This is a genomic window from Alterirhizorhabdus solaris (assembly GCF_007785815.1).
GTDB lineage: Bacteria > Pseudomonadota > Alphaproteobacteria > Sphingomonadales > Sphingomonadaceae > Alterirhizorhabdus > Alterirhizorhabdus solaris.
In genome coordinates this window covers 1-19,328 of record NZ_VNIM01000024.1, presented here as the reverse complement: position 1 = coordinate 19,328, position 19,328 = coordinate 1, and the positions used below count along the sequence as shown (strand labels likewise).

The window sequence follows — 19,328 nt, the reverse complement described above, 5'->3', positions numbered from 1 at the left end:
TTATCCATGCGCCTCGCAATGATCGGCCTCGGCCGGATGGGAGCCAATATCGCACGCCGGCTGATGCGCGGCGGACACGAGGTCGTCGCCTTCGACCGCGATGAGAAGGCGGTGGCGACGATGGCCGGAGAGGGCGCGATCGCCGCGACCTCGCTGGAGGACGTCGTGGCCAGATTCGACGGGCAGCGCATCTTCTGGGTGATGCTGCCAGCCGGCGCGCCGACCGAGGAGACGATCGAGACGCTGACGAAGCTCGCCGCGCCCGGTGACATCATCATCGACGGCGGCAACACCTTCTACAAGGACGATATCCGCCGCGCCAAATCCTGCGCGATGGAGAAACTCCACTACGTCGACGTCGGCACGTCTGGCGGCGTGTGGGGGCTGGAACGCGGCTATTGCATGATGATCGGTGGCGAAGAGGCGACGGTCGACCTGCTGGAGCCGATCTTCGAGACGCTCGCGCCGGGCACGGGTGATCTCGTGCGCACCAAGGGGCGCGACGGCCTCGACAACCGCGCCGAGCGCGGCTATATCCATGCCGGGCCGGCGGGGGCGGGCCATTTCGTCAAGATGGTGCACAACGGGATCGAATACGGGCTGATGCAGGCTTATGCCGAGGGCTTCGACATCCTGAAGGGCAAATCGTCGGAAAAGCTGCCCGAGGACGAGCGCTTCTCGCTGAACCTGCCGGATATCGCCGAGGTATGGCGGCGGGGCAGTGTGATCTCGTCCTGGCTGCTCGACCTTACCGCGATCGGCCTCGCCGCCGATCACGATCTCGAACAGTTCACGGGCCACGTCTCCGACAGCGGCGAGGGCCAGTGGACGATCGATGCGGCGATGGAGGAAGCGGTGCCCGCCAACGTGCTGACCGCCGCGCTGTTCGCGCGCTATCGCTCGCGGGTCGATACAACCTTCGGCGACAAGCTGCTGTCGTCGATGCGGTACGGCTTCGGCGGCCATGTCGAGATGCCGCAGTGAGCGATCCGGTATCCACGCCCCCGGCGGCCGAACGCGCGCCGCCGGCGACGCTCGTGATCTTCGGGGCGATGGGCGATCTGGCGAAGCGGCTGCTGATGCCGTCGATCCTCAACCTGATGCGCGACGGACTGGTCGGAGACGACGTCGGCATCGTCGGGGTCAGCCACCACGATGCCGACGACGCGGCACTGCGCGACAGCCTCGGCCAGTTCGTCGGCAAGGGCGACGATGCCGAGACCGCCGGAGCGGCGTGGCAGGCGCTGGCCGGGCGGATCCATTACGTGCGCGGCAGCTTCGAGGATGCGGCGACCTATGCCACGCTGGCGGACAGGATCGAGGGCAACGCCGCCTTCTACCTTGCCACCGCGCCGGGCTTCTTCGGCACGATCGTCGATCGCCTTGCCGACGCCGGGATCCTCGACGAAAGCGCCGGCTTCCGCCGCGTTCTGATCGAGAAGCCGTTCGGGCATGACCTCGCCTCCGCGCAGGCACTCAACGCCCGTATCCTCGCGCGCATACCGGAGAGCCAGATCTACCGGGTCGATCATTTCCTCGGCAAGGAGACCGTGCAGAACATCATGGTCGCGCGCTTCGGCAATGCGCTGCTGGAGGCGGTGTGGAACAGCCGGTACATCGATCACGTCCAGATCACTGCCGCCGAGACGGTGGGTGTCGGTACACGCGGCACCTTCTACGATGCCACCGGTGCGCTGCGCGACATGGTGCCCAACCACCTGTTCCAGCTCCTCGCGATGATCGGCATGGAGCCGCCGAACAGTTTCGACGCCGAGGCGATCCGCAACGAGAAGGCCAAGCTGCTGGCGGCGGTGCGCGGCCCGCGGCCGGAGCGGGTAGAGCGGGACGCGGTGCGCGGCCGCTATCGCGCGGGCCAGGCCGGGGACGCCACCGTGCCGGCCTATCGCGAGGAACGGGATATCGCCGCGGACAGCCGCACCGAAACCTATGCCGCGATAAAGCTGGAGGTGGAGACATGGCGCTGGGCCGGCGTTCCCTTCTACCTGCGGACCGGCAAGGCGCTGGCGGCGCGTGACACGGAGATCGTGGTGATGTTCAAGCCGGTGCCCTTCGCCCTGTTCCGCGATACCGACGTGACGCGCCTGCCGCCGAACAGGCTGGTGCTGCAGGTGCAGCCCGATGAGGGCATAAGCCTGGACTTCGTGGTCAAGAAACCGGGGCCGGTGGTGGATACGCGCGAGGCGAGCCTCGACTTCCGCTATGCCGACAGCCTCCCGCTCGGCCATCGCACCGGCTACGAGACGTTGCTGTACGATGCGCTGACCGGCGACCAGACACTGTTCCAGCGCGCCGACATGATCGAGGCCGGCTGGGCGGCGGTGCAGCCCGTTCTCGACGAATGGGGCAAGGCGGGCGACCCGGAGGACTATGACGCCGGCAGCGCAGGCCCGGCGGCGGCGGACGAACTATTGGCGCGAGACGGCCGCCAGTGGCATCGGATCGGCGCATGAGCACATCCATCCGCCTGCTCATCAGCGATATCGACGGCACGCTGGTCCGCAAGGACAAGAGCCTGTCCGACGCCAACGGCGCGGCGGCGCGGCGTCTTGCCGATGCCGGTGTCGCGATGTCGCTCATCAGCGCCCGGCCGATGAGCGGGATGCACTGGATCGCCAAGGCGTTGCAGATCGGCGGGCCGATCGGTGCGTTTAATGGCGGCACGTTGTTCGATCCGGGCGGCGTCACCGCCCCGCCTGAACGGATCGACCCTGCGGTGGCGGCGCGGCTGATCGCCATCCTCGACGAGGCGGGGGTCGATATCTGGCTGTTCGCCGACGACCGCTGGTACGCGCGTGACAACGACAACCCGCATGTCCCGCGCGAGATCTTGTCGTCGGGCCACGAGGCGACGCTGCGCGACGATCTGGCGGCGCTGTGCGACCGGGCAGACAAGATCGTCGGCGTCAGCGACGACGTGGCGCTGCTCAAGACGATCGAGGACAGGGCCATCGCCTCGGCGGCCGGCAATGCCACCATCGCCCTGTCGCAACCTTATTTCCTCGACACGACTGCCCTGCGCGCGAACAAGGGCGACGGCGTCGCGGCGATCGCGGCGGCGGCGGGCGTGCCGCTGAAACAGGTGGCGGTGATCGGCGACATGGCCAACGACCTGCCGATGTTCGCGCGGGCCGGGCTGTCCATCGCGATGGGGCAGGCGCCCGACCATGTGCGCGCGGCGGCCGACTGGGTGACGGCCTCGAACGAGGAGGACGGCGTGGCACAGGCGATCGACCGGCTGATCGCGGAACGGCTGTGAGCCGCGCGATCAAGATCGCCCCGTCGGTGCTGGCGGCGGACTTCACCCGGCTCGGCGACGAGATACGGGCGGTCGAGCAAGCCGGCGCGGACTGGATCCATGTCGATATCATGGACGGTCGCTTCGTGCCGGACATCTCCTTCGGCCCGGACGTGGTGAAGGCGATCAAGCGGAGCGCGACGAAGCCGCTCAACGTCCACCTGATGATCGTCGAGCCGGAGCGGTCGCTGGAACGCTACCGCGATGCCGGTGCCGACCATCTGCTCGTCCAGTCCGAACCGGGATCGACGATCCACCTCCACCGCGTGCTGAGCCGCGTGCGCGAGCTTGGCTGTCGCCCCGGCGTCGTGATCGATCCGGCGACGCCGATCGCGTGGATCGAGCATGTGCTGCACCTCGTCGACATCATCCTGGTGATGACGGTCAACCCCGGTTTCGGCGGCCAGGCCTTCCTGCCAGAGATGCTGCCCAAAATCGCGGCGCTGCGGCGGCTCTGCGACGAACGCGGCCTCGGCCCGCATATCGAGGTGGATGGCGGGCAGGATGCGAAGACCGTCCGCAGCACCGTGGAGGCAGGCGCGGACGTCATCGTCTCCGGCACCGGCATTTTCGGCGCCCCGGATTACGGCAAGGCGATCGCCGCGATCCGGGACGCCGGCTGACGCCGCCTATTTCTGGCAGGCGACGATCGCGGCGATCACCGACAGCGTCTCCTCCGGGTCGCGGACGCGAACGGTATCGAGGCCCAGTTCCTTGGCGGGATAATCGTTGCCGCCTGGGAAGATCGCATCGCCGATGAACATCATCGCCTCCAGCGCGATGCCGCTGGCGGCGGACAGCTTCTTCAGGCCGTAGGCCTTGTCGACGCCTTCGCGGGTGATGTCGATCGAGGTGGCGCCGCCGATGTTGATCGACAGGCCGGGCAAGCGCTGGCGCAGATCGGCCTGGATGATCTTGCGCTTGGCGAAATCCGGGTCCCAATGCTCCTTTTCCTTGAGCGGCGCCTGCTGGCCCAGCGCGGAAAAGGTGATCTGGCTGCCGCGATCCTCGATCCGCTCGCCCCAGCTCTGCTCGGGGGTGAAGCCGGTGGCGGCCAGTGACGCATCGAAAGCGGCGATGATGTCCTTGCGCTGCTGCTCGTCGAACAGTTCGGCATAGACGGGCGCCCACTTGCCGTCATGCCGGTAGAGCTTCGTGCCGGTGGTGGGCATCAGCCACAGGCGATCGAGATCGGCGCGCGCCGGCAGCCGGCTGGCGACCTGCTTCTCGAACTGGGGCCAGTCACCGCCCGAGATCACCGCGATGTGGGCCACGCCGAGCAGGTCGGCGAGCGCCTCGCCCATCGCCTCGCCGAGCGGCTGCTTGCTCTCGGCCAGGGTGCCGTCGAGATCGAATGCCACCAGTTCTTTCATTGTCCATTACCTTCCGTCTGGAGAAACAAGGCGGGAGAGACACCAGCCGTCAGGCGGGCTCCATCACGCTGAGGAGATCGTCGACGCTCGCAACCGCGAACGCGCTGTGTTCGTCGCCGATGGCGTAGGGCAGCAGCACCCGCCGCTCATGTACCAGCCCGCCGCAGCTATAGGTGACGTTGGGCACGTAGCCGCCGCGCTGTTCCGCGCTGGGAAACAGCAGGGGCGAGGCGGTGCGCGCCAGCACGCGGGAGGGATCGTCCTTGTCGAGCAGGGTGGCGCCGATGCTGTAGCCACGGATCATGCCGACGCCGTGGGTGAACATCAGCCAGCCTTCCTCCAGCTCGATCGGCGATCCGCAATTGCCGATCTGGACAAACTCCCACGGATATTTGGGCGCCATGATCGGCGTCCCGGTTTCCCAGGTGTGGAGGTCGTCGGAGCGGAGCAGCCAGATGTTCTCGTTGTCCTGCCGCCCCAGCATCACGAACTGGCCGTTGATCCGGCGGGGGAACAGCGCCATGCCCTTGTACCCCGTCATCGCGCCCGCCAGCGGCCGCATCTGGAACGTGCGCAGATCGACCCCGCGCAGTAGTTCCTGACGGACCTCCTTGCCGTCGAAGGCGGTATAGGTGCCGATCAGGCTCTGGGCGCCGTCATGGTCGGTGAAGTTGACCATCCGCAGATCCTCGACGCCCTGACGCTGGCTGGGCAGGATCGGGAAGATCACCGTCTCGGAAACGTCGCGGCTGTCCTCGCACAACAGGCGCACCCAGCCTTCGTCCTGACGCTCGATCTGTGGCGGGATGCCCTGATCGCTGGCCGGATCGATGACGAGCGTGTCGCCCGGCCCCCATGTGCCGCTGCGGAAGGTGACGGACGAGATATGCCCCTCGCCGATGCCGCGCAGCGAGAGCAGGAAGCGGACGGCGCCCGCCTCGCAAGGATCGGGATCGGGCAGGCGGGCGATGCTGGGGTTGAACAGCGCGGCGGACTCGAATGCATATTCCTGGCTGAAATAGGCGCCGAGCAGCAGCTTGTCATACTCTTCCAAGTTGGCATCCGGGATCAGATGCTGCAGCTCGTCGAAGCGGCGCAGGAAGACCCGGTCGGCGTTGCGATGCCGCTCGTGCATCGGCTTGCGGATCTTCTCGAACATCCGCCGGCGCATCGCCAGGTCGAGCGACAGGATCCGGTGGGTGACAGCCTCCAGCCGCGAGGGGCGGCCGGCGCTGAACGCCTCGGGATATTCGAAACTGAAGGGCCGGATGACGGTACGCGAGGGATCGGGTCTCAGTTCGATATCGAGCTTGGTGAAGACATCTGCCGCTTGCATTCGATTCCCTCAGCTTGAAAGTTCACGTCCGGTCGGTTGGCGTCGCGCCGCTCCTGCCCTTCTGGTGAGCGCAGGCGGGGCTGATAGGTTGCGGCCGGCGACGTATCCGCAGAGATTATTCGATGATCCGGCACCGGCCCTTTCGGGACATAATTCCGTCGCGCCCCGTCGCTAGCCCATCCGGCGACGGGAAGCGCGCCATTCCGGCGTGCAAAAAGGGAGATCGGCATGTCACGCATCGCGATGATCGGTGCCGGCCATGTCGGCGCGACGGCGGCCTATGCGCTGATGTTGCGTGCGCTTGTGTCGGAAATCGTGCTGATCGACAGCGATCCGGGGCTGGCCGAGGCAGAGGCCGCCGACCTCGCCGATGCCAACGCGCTCGCGCGGCCGGCCCGGATATGGGCCGGCACCTATGCGGACGCGGCCTCGGCGACGATCGCCGTCGTGACCGCCGGGGCGGCGACGCATGGATCGGAAACCCGGCTGACGGTCGCCTCGCGCAGCGCCAGTATCGTCCGCGCCTGCGTATCGCAACTCGCGGGCGCGGGGTTCGGCGGGATCATCCTCGTGGCGGCCAATCCCGTCGATCTGATGGCGCTGGTGGCGCTGCGGGCATCCGGCCTCCCCGCCTCGCGCGTGATCGGCACCGGGACGCTGCTCGATACCGCGCGCCTCCGGCAGGCGCTCGCGGCGGAACTGCACGTCGCGCCTACCGCCATCGAGGCGCTGGTCGTGGGGGAACATGGCGACAGCGAGGTCGCCGCCTTTTTCGCCGCGCGGGTCGGGGGGCTTGGGCTGGCGCAGTTCCAGGCCCCGGCGCCCGATCGGGAGCATGTCGCGCGGGGGGTGCGCGAGGCGGGCTATCGCATCATCGCCGGCAAGGGGTACACGTCGTTCGGTATCGCCACGGCGATCGTTCGGATCTGCGAGGCCATCCTGCGCGACGAACGGGCGATCCTTCCCGTGTCGGTGGCGCTGACCGGCGAGTTCGGCATTACCGACCTGTATCTCAGCCTGCCGTGCCTCCTCGGCGCGGGCGGGATCGAACGGATATTGCTGCCCGACCTTGATGCGGCCGAGCAGGCGGGCCTGCGCGCATCCGCTGCGATCCTGCGGGAAAACCTCGCGGTCCTCGACGCGGGTTCCTGACCTTGGGCGCCGTGCCTGAAGGGCAAGCGGCATCCCGTGATGGACCGGTGGCAGATGCGGGATAGCAACCCGCATCGGGAGGGCCGGTCCTTGGGCAGTCGTTCAGCGGTCGATGCAGCGGGGTGGATATCCGACGGACGCCAGCTCTCGCGGATCGGCGATCCGTGAGGCGGCGGCGTTTCGACCGGCCGGTCGATGATGCAGCCAACGACGGGCTTGATCTGCCGCCGATGTTCCGCCGCTCGACCTACTGCGCGTAGTCGACGCTGGCACAACCAGTGCCGGATGCGCTTTCGACCATCTGTCGGGGGCGGGGCAACCCGCCAGGTCAGGCGTCGGCGGATGCCATCGCCCGGGCCTCGGCCAGCGCGCCCTGGGGGCTGGCCGCCAGCGCCTCGCCGATCAGCAGCAGGGTGGGGTCGTCGTCGCTGATCGTCTGCACGAGGAAGGGCAGGGCGGCGAGCCGGCCGCGGATCACCCGCTCCTCGGGCAGCGAGACGTTGACCGCGATCATCACCGGCGTGTCCGGATCGCGGCCCGCGCGGACCAGTTCGCGCGCCACCTCGGGGGCGGCGGCGCGGCCCATATAGACGGCCAGCGTGGTGTCTGCGCCGGCCAGTGCCGTCCAGTCGAGGTCGAGCGGCTCGCCGGCGCGGGTATGCGCCGTCACGAAGGTGAGCCGCCGCGCCAGCCCGCGCAGGGTGAGCGACGCAGCCCCGCTCGCCGCTGCCGCACTCGCCGCGGTGATGCCGGGGCAGACGTGGACGGCGATGCCGTGCGCCGCCAGATGGCCGATCTCCTCGGTGGAGCGGCCGAAGATCGAGGGGTCGCCGCCCTTCAGCCGCACCACCCGCTTGCCCGCCCGTGCGGCTGCCAGCAGCAGGTCGTTGATCCCCTCCTGCGGCTTGGAATGGCGGCCGGATCGCTTGCCCACGCTCACCAGTTCGGTGCCGGGGGCTGCCAGCGCCAGCACGCCGGGGCCAACGAGCGCATCGAAGAACAGGATGTCGGCCGCCGCGATCAGCCGCTCGGCCCGCCTCGTCAGCAGGTCCGGGTCGCCGGGGCCGGCGCCCACCAGCCAGACGGTGCCGGGGGCGATCGGGCCGGGGGCGATAAGATCATGGTGCCGCATCGTGCAGTTCCTCGATGGCAGTCTATACGCGCGTCGCCGTCAGGCGGCGAGGGCGGTCGTGAGCAGCGCCATCCGCGCGATCAGCACGCGGCCGGCATCCACCTTCACCGGGATGGTGGGGGTGCAGCCCTTGTCCTCGCCCTGCGCCTCGCCGGTGGCCAGCGCGATCTTCCAGTTGTGCAGCGGGCAGGTGACCGAGTGGCCATGGACGATGCCCTGGCTCAATGGCCCCTGCTTGTGCGGGCAGCGGTTGACGAGCGCGAACACCGCATTGTCCCCGGTGCGGAAGATGGCGATCTCCTCGCCGCCCACCACCGGCACGGTGCGTGCCCCGCGCAGGGGGATTTCTGCCAGCGCGCCGATGTCGATCCAGTCGCCGATCATGTGCCTTACTCCGCCGCGAGGATTTCGAGGGGGCGGAACTCGCCCAGATGTGCGTGCTGCTCGCGTTCCGCGCCGGCGACGCGCGCCGCCCACGGATCGTCCTGACAGAACTTCTGCGAATACAGGAACCGTTCGGCCAGCGCGTCGCGCAGCGGCTGATCGTCGACGATGCGGTCCTTGATATATTGCAGCCCGACGCGCTCGATCCACGGCGCGGTGCGTTCCAGATAGTGCGCCTCCTCGCGGTAGAGCTGGGTGAAGGCGGCGCAATAATGCATCGCCTCCGCCTCGGTCGCCACCTTGCACAGGAAGTCGGTGGCGCGCACCTTGATGCCGCCGTTGCCGCCGACGTGCAGCTCGTAGCCGCTGTCCACGCAGACGATGCCGAAGTCCTTGATCGTGGCCTCCGCGCAATTGCGCGGGCAGCCCGAGACGGCGATCTTGAACTTGTGCGGCATCCAGCTGCCCCACGTCATCTGCTCGATCCTGACGCCGAGGCCGGTGGAATCCTGCGTGCCGAAGCGGCACCAGTCGGAGCCGACGCAGGTCTTCACCGTGCGCAGCGACTTGCCGTAGGCGTGGCCGGAAACCATGCCGGCGGCGTTCAGATCGGCCCACACGGCGGGCAGATCCTCCTTCCTGATACCGAAGATGTCGAGCCGCTGGCCGCCCGTCACCTTCACCATCGGCGCGTTGAACTTCTCCACCACGTCGGCGATGGCGCGCAACTCGCGCGGGTTCGTCAGGCCGCCCCACATGCGCGGCACGACCGAATAGGTGCCGTCCTTCTGGATGTTGGCGTGCATCCGCTCGTTGACGAAGCGGCTCTGCTGGTCGTCGACATACTCGCCCGGAAGCGCGCACAGCAGGTAGTAATTGAGCGCGGGGCGGCAGGAGGAGCAGCCGTCCGGCGTGGACCAGTGCAGCGTCTGCATCACTTCGGGGATGGCGCGCATGCCCTGCGCCACGATCTCGCGGCGTACTTCCTCATGGCCGTAGGTGGTGCACTTGCACAAAGTCTTGATCGTCAGGTCGCCGCCGTAATCGGCGCCCAGCGTCAGCGACAGCAGGCTCTCGACGATGCTGGTGCACGATCCGCACGAGGCCGAGGCCTTGCAGGTGGAGCGCACCGCATCGAGGCTGACCGCGCCGCCGACGATCGACTGCACGACCTTGGCCTTCGACACGCCGTTGCAGCCGCAGATCTCGGCATCGTCGCCCATCGCGGCGACCATCGCGTGCGGATCGTCGTTGCCGCCGCCAAGCGCGAAGGCCTGACCGAAGATCAGCTTCTCGCGGATCTCCGAAACATCCTCGCCCTTGCGGAGCATGTCGAAGTACCAGTTGCCGTCGGCGGTGTCGCCGTACAGCACCGCGCCGACGATCCGGTCGTCCTTCACCACCACGCGCTTGTAGATGCCGCGCGCGGCATCGCGCATCACGATATCCTCCGCGCCGTCGCCGCCGGAGAAGTCCCCGGCCGAGAACACGTCGATCCCCGAGACCTTGAGCTTGGTGGAGGTGACGGAACCGCGATAGCCGCTGTGCTGCTCGACCAGCCCGTCGGCCAGCGCGCGGCACATGTCCCACAGGGGGGCGACGAGGCCGTAGACCTGCCCGTCATGCTCGACGCATTCGCCCACCGCGAGGATATCCGGATCGGAGGTGACCATATGGTCGTCCACCATGATCCCGCGCCCCACTGCCAGCCCGGCCGCCGCCGCGATCTTCGTGTTCGGGCGGATGCCGACCGCCATCACCACCAGCGAGGCGGGGATCAGCGTGCCGTCCTTCAGCCGCACGCCCTCGACATGCGTGTCGCCGACGATCTCGGCGGTGTTCGCTTCCGTGAGGATGGTCTGGCCGCGCCGCTCCAGCTCGCTCTTCAGCAGCCAGCCGGCCGCCTCGTCGAGCTGGCGCTCCATCAGCGTGCCCATCAGGTGGATGACGGTCACCTTCATGCCGCGCAGCGACAGGCCGTGCGCCGCCTCCAGCCCCAGCAGCCCGCCGCCGATCACCACGGCATCGCCGCCGCGACCGGCCGCGTCGAGCATGTGCTCCACGTCGCGCATGTCGCGGAAGGTGATGACGCCGGGCAGATCCTTGCCGGGCACCGGGATGATGAACGGATCGGAGCCGGTGGCGATCAGCAGCTTGTCGTAGGTCGCCTCGACACCGCTTTCGGAGCGGACGACGCGCGCCTCGCGGTCGATGCCCACCACCGGATCGCCGGTGATGAGGCGGATGTTGTTGCCCTCGTACCAGGCGTGATCGTTGATGACGATCTGGTCGAACGTCTTCTCGCCCGCCAGCACCGGCGACAGCATGATGCGGTTGTAGTTCACCAGCGATTCCGCGCCGATGATCGTGACGGCGTAGCGGCCGGGATCACGCTCCAGCAGTTCCTCGACGGCGCGGCAGCCGGCCATGCCGTTGCCGATCACCACCAGATGCTCGCGTCCTTCGAGGTGCATGTCGGGGAAGTCGTCCGCTATCGTGTCCATCACGAAACTCCAGCAGCCCGGGGGCCGAAAACGAAAAAGGCCGCCATGCGGACACTGGGTTTTCCAGTGCCTGCATGGCGGCCTTGCCATCGCCGCCTGACCGGCCTGGGCCGGGGGCGACATGCCCCGCCGTTTCGTCATCGAAGCGGGAGGGCTATGAGCGAGCGGGCATCCTTGCCCGTTCGATTGAGAGGATGCCGTGATTCGTTCCCAAGCTCAAGTGCGATTTTCGCATTGCAGCAATATCGGGAAATCCGCCCGCCACGCCGGGGCGGCGGGCAGGGGGCATCACAGCATCCAGTCGACCGACAGCCAGAGCTTCTTCGTGTCGGTGGCGAACCGCTTCGCGTCGTAATCGGCATAGCGCGCCGAAACGACGTATTTGCCCAGCTTCGCGCTCGCCAGCAGGTCGATCTCGTTGCCGTAGCGGATGTCGAGCCGGTCGCTGCGGAAACGATGGTAGGTCGCCTGGAAGCTCAGCAGGTCGATCGGCCCGACCTTCTTGAACGCATAGCCGCCGCCGCCGTACAGGTCGCGCAGGCCGTTGGCGGGCGTCGTCAGGAACTTGTCGGCCCACCCGTTGAACTTGAACAGGGTGGCGAGCGGGGTCTGGAAGCTGGTCAATGCCACGCCCTTGTCGGCGCCCAGCACCTCGTAACCGGCGTTCAGCTTCAGCGCGGCGATATCGAGTGTGCCGTCCGCCAGATAATAATCCGCGCGATAGTCGTTGGGGTTGCGGTGATAGTCGCTCTGCCGCGCGTAGCTTGCCTGATAGGACAGCTTCACCGTCTTCGACAGCGGCCGGCTGCCGGCGAAGCGTCCGCCGTAGGTCTGGCTGGACAGGCGATAGCCCTGTACGGCGAACTCGTCCTGATCGACCAGATAGGCAAAGCCGGTCAGCGTGCCGATCGGCGTGGCGTAGCTGAGGTTTGCCAGCACGTTGTCCCCCGACACCGCCTGCTGGCGCAGGCCCGCGCCGTCGATCCCCCAGATCGAGCGGACGCTCCACACATAGCTGACGTCGGCCTTCAGCCCCTTGATCGGGGTGACTTCTGCCCGCACCGCGTCGAAGCTCTGGCCGTTCTGGCGGAAGCCGACCGGGCCGACGAAGCGCTCGTCGTCCAGCGCGATCTTCTGCCGGCCGGCGGTCAGCGCCAGCGCCTTGGACTTGTACTGGATCTGCGCGCGATACAGCGCGATATCCTGCGGATCGGCGACGATCGGCCGGTTGGCCGGGCCGTGCAGCCCGTCGTTATAGTCGTTGACGATGCCCAGGGTGCCCTGCCCCTCGGCCAGGACGGACCAGTGGCCGGTGGTGGCGGCAAGGCCGCCGCGCACGCGCATCGTCAGCGCATCGGCATCGCGGGCGAGGCCATCCTGATCGACGCCCTCGTAGCGCAGGCGGGCCTCGGCGAGCGGCTTGAGCACGATGGGCTGGGCACAGGCCGGCCCGGCGACGGCCGCGATGGCCGCCGTCAGCAGATATCTCGATTTCATGGTGATCCCCCGATCGGCCCTCCCCGCATTCGGGGGAGGGCCAGCAGTCAGTCAGTCAGGCGTCAGATCCGCACGCCCTGGATGGCGGCGCCCCAGGTGGTGCGCCACTTGCGCTTCACCATCGTCAGCCCGACCAGCGCGACGATCGCGAAGCCGGCGAAGATCAGGAAGCCGGACTGGTACACGCCCGTCATCTGCTTGGCGAAGCCGAGCGAGGAGGCGAGGTAGAAGCCACCGATGCCGCCGGCGAAGCCGACGAGGCCGGTCATCACGCCGATCTCCGCGCGGAACCGCTGCGGCACCAGCTGGAAGACCGCGCCGTTGCCGGTGCCCAGTGCCAGCATGGCGACGACGAACATGCCGAGCGCGGCGGCAAGATGCGTCGGCCCGGTGCTGACGCCGACCAAGGCGGCGGCCGCGACGACATAGACGAACGACAGCGTCTTGATGCCACCGATCCGGTCGGCCAGCGCGCCGCCCACCGGGCGGATGAGCGAGCCGGCGAACACGCAGGCGGCGGTGCAGTAGCCGGCGGTCACCGGGGTCAGCGCGAACTGGTCGACGAAGTAGATCGAGAGCGAGGCGGCCAGCCCGACGAAGCCACCGAAGGTGACGGCGTAGAACAGCATGAACCACCACGCATCGGCCTGCCGCAGCGGCTCCAGATACTCGACGAACTTCTTGGGTGCGGGCTGTCCCGGCGCATCCTTGGCCATCGCCATGTACAGCACGAACACGATCGACAGCGGGATCACAGCGAGGCCGAGCACGGCGTTCCAGCCGAACATCTTGGCCAGCGTCGGCGCGAACAGCGAGGCGATCACCGTGCCCGAATTGCCCATGCCGGCGATGCCCATCGCCTTGCCCTGATGCTCGCCCGAGTACCAGCGGCTGGCCAGCGGCAGCGCGATGGCGAACGAGGCACCGGCAAAGCCGAGGATCACGCCCAGCACCAGCGTGCCGGCGAAGCTGTGCACGCCCAGCATGTAGGCCGAAAGCAGGCCGAAGATCACGATCAGCTGGCTGATCGCGCCCGACCGCTTCGGCCCGATGCGATCGACCAGCAGGCCGTTGACGACGCGCAGGATCGCGCCGGCCAGCGTCGGCGTCGCCACCATCAATCCCTTCTGCGCCGGAGTAAGGCCGAGATCGGTGGCGATGTTCGGCCCCAGCGGGCCGAGCAGCACCCACACCATGAAGGCGAGATCGAAATAGAGGAAGGAAGCTATCAGCGTAGGCCTGTGGCCCGCGCTCCAGAAGCTCGATTTCATTGGTGGACTCCCGTTAGGAACTTGACGGTGAAAGGGTGCCTGATCCATCCGGACCGCGGCGAGGGGTGGACATGCACGGCGACGGCAAGCTCGAGATCGCGGCAGGCTTCGCCAGCGCGCGCGGCCCCCGGCCGGACAATCAGGATTTCGGCGGTGTCGACCTCGGCAGCGAGACCGACCGCGCGGTACGAGGCATCGTGGCGGCCGTGGCGGACGGGGTGGGCGGCGCCAAGGCCGGCCGCGCCGCCGCCGAACTGGCCGTCCGCAGCTTCATCGACGGCTATCGCGCGGCCAATCCGGTCAGCGGCATCGCCGCCGGCGGGCTGATGGCGATGCGCGGCTACAATCGCTGGCTGCACGAGCGCGGCCGGATCGACCCGGGAATGACCGGGGCCGCCACCACCTTCACCGCGCTGGTGCTGCGCGGGCGCGAGGCGGTGGCGCTGCATCTGGGCGACAGCCGCGCCTGGCATTTTCGCGACGGCGTGCTCACCCGGCTGACCGACGATCACGTCCTGCCGCAGCCCGATCTCAACCATGTGCTGTACCGCGCGGTGGGCATTGAGGCGGACGTGAGACTGGATGTGCGCGCCCAGTCGATCGAGCCGCACGACCGGCTGCTGATCGCCAGCGACGGGGTGCACGGCGTCCTCTCCGACCGGGTGCTGGCCCGCCTGCTGGGCGCGCGGGCGAGCGCGCAAACCGATGCCGATGCGATCGTGGCGGCGGCGGGCGCCGCCAACACGCGCGACAATGCGACCGCCATCGTGATCGATATCCTCGGCGTGACGGCGATCGACCAGGATATCGTCGGCGCGGAGGTGGCGCGGCTGCCGATCCTGCCGCCCCCGAAGGCCGGCGACGTGGTGGACGGCTTCGCGCTCGACCGGCTGCTGTCCGACGGGCGCTATACCCGGCTGTTCGTGGGCCGTGACGCGACCGGCGAGGTGCCGGGCGATATCGTGGTGAAGTTTCCCAAGCCGGCGCTGCTCTCCGAGGCGGGCGCGCGGGCCGGTTTCCTGCGCGAAGGCTTTCTCGGCCGGCGCATCGACAACCCGCATGTCGGCCGCACGCTGCCCGTGCCGGGCGACCGCCAGAGCCGGCTCTACACGGTGATGCCCCACCATGAAGGCGAGACGCTGGAGCAGCGGCTGCTGCGCGTGCCGCCCTCGATCGCGCGCGGCGTTGTGCTGGCGACCGGCGTGGCGCGCGGGGTGGCGGCGCTGCACCGGCTCGGCGTCGCGCACCGCGACATCAAGCCCGAGAACGTGATCGTGGGGGTGGGCGATCGTACGCGCCTGATCGATCTCGGCGTCGCGCGTTTGGCCGCCCTCGCCGAGTTCGCCGAAAGCGAGACGCCCGGCACGCCCAGCTACATGGCGCCCGAGATGTTCGACGGGGAGGCCGGCAATCCCGCGACCGACCAATATGCGCTGGGCGTCACGATCTACCGCCTGTTCACCGGCCGCTATCCTTACGGCGAGGTGGAGGCGTTCAGCCATCCCCGCTTCGGGGCACCCGTGTCGCCCGCCCGCTACCGGCCGGACATGCCCGCCTGGCTGGAGGCGGTGATCCTGCGCGCCGTCGCCGTCGATCCCGCGCAGCGGTTCGGCGATGTCGAGGAACTCATCCACCGGCTGGAGGCGGGCAGCACCCGCGCCGTGCCGCATCGCGTGCGGCCGCCGCTGATGGAGAGCCATCCGGTCCGGGTGTGGCAGGTGGTGTCGCTGATCCTCGCCATCGCGCTGCTGGTGTCGCTGGCGCATCGCTGAGGGATCGGCGGCGCCTGCGACAGCACGCGCGGAGGCCGGCCCGCCGCGGCGGTCGATCGTCCGGTCACTGTCGGTCACCTCGTTCAAATGAACATCCCCCGATGTCGCGAAGACAAGAAAAAAGCCGCCTCCGGCCCGCCGCGATGCGGTGGCCGGACAGCGGCTTTGCTGTCGAACTGTGAGGCGGGCAGGCCCTGCGCTGGGCCGTTCCGCCATCGTCATCGCGCACACCCGGCGCGATGACCCTATGTTTCCGATTCGTGGCTTGTTCGCAAGTGCAAAAAATTAACCCGCGATCATCCGTGAAAGCTGGCGAGATAGGCGTCGATTGCGGCGGGGTCGAACACCCGGCCGTCGAAGAAGCGATCGGCCCCCAGCGTCAGCGCCTCACCGCTGTATGCGCCCACTGGCAGCGGTGCGGACAGCGCCCCTTCCAGCTTGGACGACGCGCCCGGCATCGTCGCGCCGGTGCCGGCCAGCGCTCGGCGGTAGATATCGGAGCGGAATACCCTGGCGGCGGTCGCCTCGGCCGCGGCGCTCGGCTCCACCATCCGCCAGCGCACGAACTGCGAATAGATCCACGCCGCCTGGCTGCGCCACGGGAAGGCCGTCGCTTCACGATGGAACAGCATGAAATCGGGTACGGCCACCGGATCGGTGCCGCGCCGCAGCGTCAGCCGCCCTTCCAGCGCCGGCAGGATCAGCCCGGCCGGCTGGCCGACATAGGTCTCCGCCGCCAGCATGTCGGCCAGCGCGGGGCGATTCTCCGGCGTGTCGCACCATGCCGCCGCCTGCGACAGTGCGCGCAGCAGTCGATCGACCGTATCGGGGTTCGCCTCCGCCCAATCCTCGCGCAGGGCCACCACCTTTTCCACGCCTCGCTGCCAGATGTTCGCGCCGACCGAGACGATCTCGCCCAGCCCGTCGGCCACCGCCACGCTGCTCCACGGTTCGCCCGCGATGAAGCCGTCGATCTCGCCCGCGCGCATCGCCTCGGCCATCAGCGAGGGCGGCAGCACCCGCAGCGAGATGTCGCGATCGGGATCGACCCCGGCATAGGCCAGCCAGTAGCGCAGCATCAGCGCGTGGCTGGAAAAGCGGTGGACGATGCCGATCACCGGCTTGCGGCGATGCAGCCCGATGGCGGCGGCGAAATCATGCGCGGTCGCGACCGGATCGACGATGCGGTTCTGCATCTCCGGATCGAGCGCGGCGGCGAAGTCGGCCGCCAGCGTCAGTGCATTGCCGTTGGTGCTCAGCTTGAACGGCGCGGCGATGGCGGCCGGGTGCTGGCTGAGGCCCAGCGACACGGCCACCGCCAGCGGCGCCAGCATCTGTGCGGCCTGCACCTGCCCGAACACCAGCCGGTCGCGCACCGTGGCCCAACTCGTATCGCGCAGCAGCCGCAGGTCGATCCCCTCCGCCTCGGCGAAGCCCTGCTCGCGCGCGGCCACCAGCACCGCGCTGTCGGTGAGGGGCAGGAAGGCGATGGAAAGCGGCGTCACTTGGCGGCTCCGGCGGGCGCGGCGAACAGCGCGCTGGCGGTGATGAGCGCGTCGGCCACCTCCACCAGCCGACGGCCCTGGTTCATCGCGGTGCTGCGCAACAGGGCGTAGGCGTCCGGCTCGGAAAGGCCGCGCGTCTGCATCAATATCCCCTTGGCCTTGTCGATCGTCTTGCGGGTGGCGAGTTCGGTGCGCGCCTCGTCCAGCTCGGTCCGCAGCTTGGCGAAGGCGTTGAAGCGGCGGATCGCCAGTTCCACCACCGGCTTCACCCGCTCCTTCCGCAGCCCGTCCACCACATAGGCGGAGACGCCCGCATCGATCGCAGCACCGATCATCGCCTCATCGGACTGATCGACGAACATCGCGATCGGGCGGGCCAGCGCGCGGCTGACGGTGAGCATCTCCTCCAGCGAGTCGCGGCTCGGGTTGCCGAGGTCGATCAGCACCACGTCCGGCGCCATCCGTTCCAGCCGGGCGACGAAACCACCGCGCGGAGGCACGATATCGATGTCGGTATAGCCCGCCTCGCGCAGGCCGTCCTCGAGGATCGTGGCGCGCAGGCCCGGTTCGTCGACGATCACGATACGCAATCCCGGCTCCCCTTTTGCTGCAACCGCGAAGAACCCTGTTCCGCCCGTGCCGCTACGTCAACCGGCCAGTGCTTCTATCCGCCCCGCCGCTACCTTCAGATCCTCGACGAAGCGGGCATATTCCTCATCCGCCTTCGCCTTGTCCGGGATGCGCAGCAGATAGCTGGGGTGCACCGTGACCCACCCCTCGCCGCCGTCGGCCAGCGTGTGCGCCCGGCCCCGCGCGCCGGAGATGGTGACGACCTTGCCCAGCAGCGACCGCGCCGCCGTCGCCCCCAGCGCCACCGTCACGGGCGGGCGGATCAGGACACGCTCCTGCTCGATCCACCAGCGGCAGGCATCGATCTCCGGCCCGCCGGGCTTGGCATGGATGCGCCGCTTGCCCCGCTGCTCGAACTTGAAATGCTTGACCGCGTTGGTGACGTACACGGTGCCGCGATCGATCCCGGCCTCAGCCAATGCCCGGTCGAACACCTGCCCCGCCGGGCCGACAAAGGGTTTGCCCGCCAGATCCTCGTTGTCGCCCGGCTGCTCGCCCACGAACATCAGGCGCGCGTCCACCGCGCCTTCGCCGAACACCGTCTGGGTGGCGGGCTTGTAGAGCGGACAGCGGGTGCAGGCCGCCGCCTCCTCGCGCAGCGCCTCCCATGCGATCCGGCTGTTGCCGCCGACCTCGCGGCGATCATCCGCCTGCTTTACCTCTGCCGTTGCGATCATCCCGCTCTCCCGTGCCTGCGCGCCCGCGATCAGGCCGGGCACCAGCGCGGTCTCGGGCATGTTCTTCCAGTACTTCTTCGGCATCTCGCGCAGCATCGAGCCGATCTTCACGCGCGCGGGGTTGAAGGTGGAGGCGTAGTAGGTCTTCCACGTCTCCTCCAGCGGATCGCCTTGCGGGGCATCCTCGCGGCGGGCGGGCGGGCCTTCGATCAGGGTCGTGCCGTCCCAGTGGATCGACAGGTCGGGCGTCAGGATCGACCAGCGCATCGTGGCGAAGCGGCGGACGAAGAAGGCGGCGTTGATGCGGACGATGTGATGCTCCGGCTCGAACCATGCGACGAAACGGGGGCCGTCGCCCTCATCCAGCTCGCGGAAGCGGACGAACGCGCGCATCTTGTGCACGTCGCGGCGCACGCCCTTGGCGAGTTCCTCGATCCGGCGGAGCAGCGGGTCGGCATGATCCTCGATCAGGCCCGGCGCGTCGCGCAGGCGCAGCAGCATCGTGTAGAGCAAGGCGAAGCGTTCGGGATCGCTGTGGCAGATCGCATCGCGCGCCAACGCAACGAATGCACGCGGCACCGTGAAGGCGGCATCGGCCGGCGCATCGATCACCGCCTCGTCGGCGAACAGATCACCCGGCCCGTCGCCCGCCTGCCACACCACGTCTTCCGGGGGCACACGGCCCAGCGCGAGCGTGCGGGCGGCGGGCCGGGTGATCTGTTCGCCGACGAGGCGGTGATCGATGCGCCGGCCGATGCCGCCTTCACGGTGCCGCGTGC

Annotated in this window: 16 protein-coding genes; 6 read left to right on the top strand and 10 right to left on the bottom strand. The window is 68.6% G+C overall.

Annotated elements, in window-relative coordinates:
- The first annotated feature begins 6 nt into the window (after positions 1–6).
- The 4 genes from gnd to rpe are packed head-to-tail and all read left to right on the top strand — an operon-like array spanning position 7 to position 3,939.
- On the top strand, positions 7–984 hold the full coding sequence (gene gnd, locus FOY91_RS07985; protein ID WP_145149872.1) for a phosphogluconate dehydrogenase (NAD(+)-dependent, decarboxylating): 978 nt from the start codon (positions 7–9) through the stop codon (positions 982–984).
- On the top strand, positions 981–2,471 hold the full coding sequence (gene zwf / locus FOY91_RS07980; protein ID WP_145149870.1) for a glucose-6-phosphate dehydrogenase: 1,491 nt from the start codon (positions 981–983) through the stop codon (positions 2,469–2,471). The genes gnd and zwf overlap by 4 nt, the downstream gene beginning before the upstream one ends.
- The gene (locus tag FOY91_RS07975; protein WP_145149868.1) at positions 2,468–3,277 is read left to right on the top strand and encodes a Cof-type HAD-IIB family hydrolase; all 810 of its coding nucleotides are present in this window, start codon (positions 2,468–2,470) and stop codon (positions 3,275–3,277) included. The genes zwf and FOY91_RS07975 overlap by 4 nt, the downstream gene beginning before the upstream one ends.
- Positions 3,274–3,939: a ribulose-phosphate 3-epimerase gene (gene rpe, locus FOY91_RS07970; protein ID WP_145149866.1), complete on the top strand. Its 666-nt coding sequence runs from the start codon at positions 3,274–3,276 to the stop codon at positions 3,937–3,939. The genes FOY91_RS07975 and rpe overlap by 4 nt, the downstream gene beginning before the upstream one ends.
- 6 nt (positions 3,940–3,945) lie before the next feature.
- Here rpe and FOY91_RS07965 read toward each other — a convergent pair whose 3' ends face one another.
- Both FOY91_RS07965 and FOY91_RS07960 read right to left on the bottom strand, forming a co-directional pair.
- Entirely contained in the window at positions 3,946–4,689 is a 744-nt protein-coding gene (locus FOY91_RS07965) for an HAD-IIB family hydrolase (RefSeq protein WP_145149864.1), read from the bottom strand.
- 49 nt (positions 4,690–4,738) lie between these two features.
- Positions 4,739–6,025: a glycoside hydrolase family 130 protein gene (locus tag FOY91_RS07960; protein ID WP_145149862.1), complete on the bottom strand. Its 1,287-nt coding sequence runs from the start codon at positions 6,023–6,025 to the stop codon at positions 4,739–4,741.
- A 228-nt stretch (positions 6,026–6,253) separates the two neighbouring features.
- Here FOY91_RS07960 and FOY91_RS07955 point away from each other — a divergent pair, with 228 nt between their 5' ends.
- A complete protein-coding gene (locus tag FOY91_RS07955; protein WP_145149860.1) occupies positions 6,254–7,177 on the top strand; it encodes an L-lactate dehydrogenase in 924 nt (307 codons plus the stop codon).
- 328 nt (positions 7,178–7,505) lie between these two features.
- Here the strand turns inward: FOY91_RS07955 and cobA are convergent, their stop codons facing one another.
- The 5 genes from cobA to FOY91_RS07930 form a co-directional block, all read right to left on the bottom strand.
- Entirely contained in the window at positions 7,506–8,309 is an 804-nt protein-coding gene (gene cobA / locus FOY91_RS07950) for a uroporphyrinogen-III C-methyltransferase (protein WP_145149858.1), read from the bottom strand.
- A gap of 39 nt (positions 8,310–8,348) precedes the next feature.
- Positions 8,349–8,693, bottom strand: coding sequence for a nitrite reductase small subunit NirD (nirD, locus tag FOY91_RS07945; RefSeq protein WP_203234524.1), 345 nt, complete (start codon positions 8,691–8,693; stop codon positions 8,349–8,351).
- 5 nt (positions 8,694–8,698) lie between these two features.
- Positions 8,699–11,197, bottom strand: a complete 2,499-nt coding sequence (nirB, locus tag FOY91_RS07940) for a nitrite reductase large subunit NirB (RefSeq protein ID WP_145149856.1) — start codon at positions 11,195–11,197, stop codon at positions 8,699–8,701.
- Between the two features lie 288 nt (positions 11,198–11,485).
- Positions 11,486–12,694, bottom strand: a complete 1,209-nt coding sequence (locus FOY91_RS07935) for a hypothetical protein (RefSeq protein WP_145149854.1) — start codon at positions 12,692–12,694, stop codon at positions 11,486–11,488.
- A 62-nt stretch (positions 12,695–12,756) separates the two neighbouring features.
- Positions 12,757–13,965, bottom strand: coding sequence for a nitrate/nitrite transporter (locus FOY91_RS07930; protein ID WP_203234523.1), 1,209 nt, complete (start codon positions 13,963–13,965; stop codon positions 12,757–12,759).
- A 71-nt stretch (positions 13,966–14,036) separates the two neighbouring features.
- On the opposite strand from FOY91_RS07930, the gene FOY91_RS07925 reads away from it, so the two are divergent.
- Complete coding sequence (locus tag FOY91_RS07925) at positions 14,037–15,737, top strand: bifunctional protein-serine/threonine kinase/phosphatase (RefSeq protein ID WP_145149850.1); 1,701 nt, start codon at positions 14,037–14,039, stop codon at positions 15,735–15,737.
- Between the two features lie 296 nt (positions 15,738–16,033).
- Here FOY91_RS07925 and FOY91_RS07920 read toward each other — a convergent pair whose 3' ends face one another.
- From FOY91_RS07920 to FOY91_RS07910, 3 genes are read right to left on the bottom strand one after another with little or no spacing between them, the layout of a single operon-like run.
- Positions 16,034–17,242 (bottom strand): CmpA/NrtA family ABC transporter substrate-binding protein, encoded by a 1,209-nt coding sequence (locus tag FOY91_RS07920; RefSeq protein ID WP_145149848.1) that lies wholly within the window; start codon positions 17,240–17,242, stop codon positions 16,034–16,036.
- On the bottom strand, positions 17,239–17,832 hold the full coding sequence (locus FOY91_RS07915) for an ANTAR domain-containing response regulator (protein ID WP_145149845.1): 594 nt from the start codon (positions 17,830–17,832) through the stop codon (positions 17,239–17,241). The genes FOY91_RS07920 and FOY91_RS07915 overlap by 4 nt, the downstream gene beginning before the upstream one ends.
- Before the next feature lie 57 nt (positions 17,833–17,889).
- Entirely contained in the window at positions 17,890–19,305 is a 1,416-nt protein-coding gene (locus tag FOY91_RS07910; protein ID WP_145149905.1) for a UdgX family uracil-DNA binding protein, read from the bottom strand.
- Between the last annotated feature and the right edge of the window lie 23 nt (positions 19,306–19,328).

Coding starts and splice junctions, on each gene's coding strand:
- gnd (WP_145149872.1), top strand. CDS start 7: ATGCGCCTCGCAATGATCGGCCTCGGCCGGATGGGAGCCAATATCGCA.
- FOY91_RS07975 (WP_145149868.1), top strand. CDS start 2,468: ATGAGCACATCCATCCGCCTGCTCATCAGCGATATCGACGGCACGCTG.
- FOY91_RS07965 (WP_145149864.1), bottom strand. CDS start 4,689: ATGAAAGAACTGGTGGCATTCGATCTCGACGGCACCCTGGCCGAGAGC.
- FOY91_RS07960 (WP_145149862.1), bottom strand. CDS start 6,025: ATGCAAGCGGCAGATGTCTTCACCAAGCTCGATATCGAACTGAGACCC.
- FOY91_RS07955 (WP_145149860.1), top strand. CDS start 6,254: ATGTCACGCATCGCGATGATCGGTGCCGGCCATGTCGGCGCGACGGCG.
- cobA (WP_145149858.1), bottom strand. CDS start 8,309: ATGCGGCACCATGATCTTATCGCCCCCGGCCCGATCGCCCCCGGCACC.
- nirD (WP_203234524.1), bottom strand. CDS start 8,693: ATGATCGGCGACTGGATCGACATCGGCGCGCTGGCAGAAATCCCCCTG.
- nirB (WP_145149856.1), bottom strand. CDS start 11,197: ATGGACACGATAGCGGACGACTTCCCCGACATGCACCTCGAAGGACGC.
- FOY91_RS07935 (WP_145149854.1), bottom strand. CDS start 12,694: ATGAAATCGAGATATCTGCTGACGGCGGCCATCGCGGCCGTCGCCGGG.
- FOY91_RS07930 (WP_203234523.1), bottom strand. CDS start 13,965: ATGAAATCGAGCTTCTGGAGCGCGGGCCACAGGCCTACGCTGATAGCT.
- FOY91_RS07925 (WP_145149850.1), top strand. CDS start 14,037: ATGCACGGCGACGGCAAGCTCGAGATCGCGGCAGGCTTCGCCAGCGCG.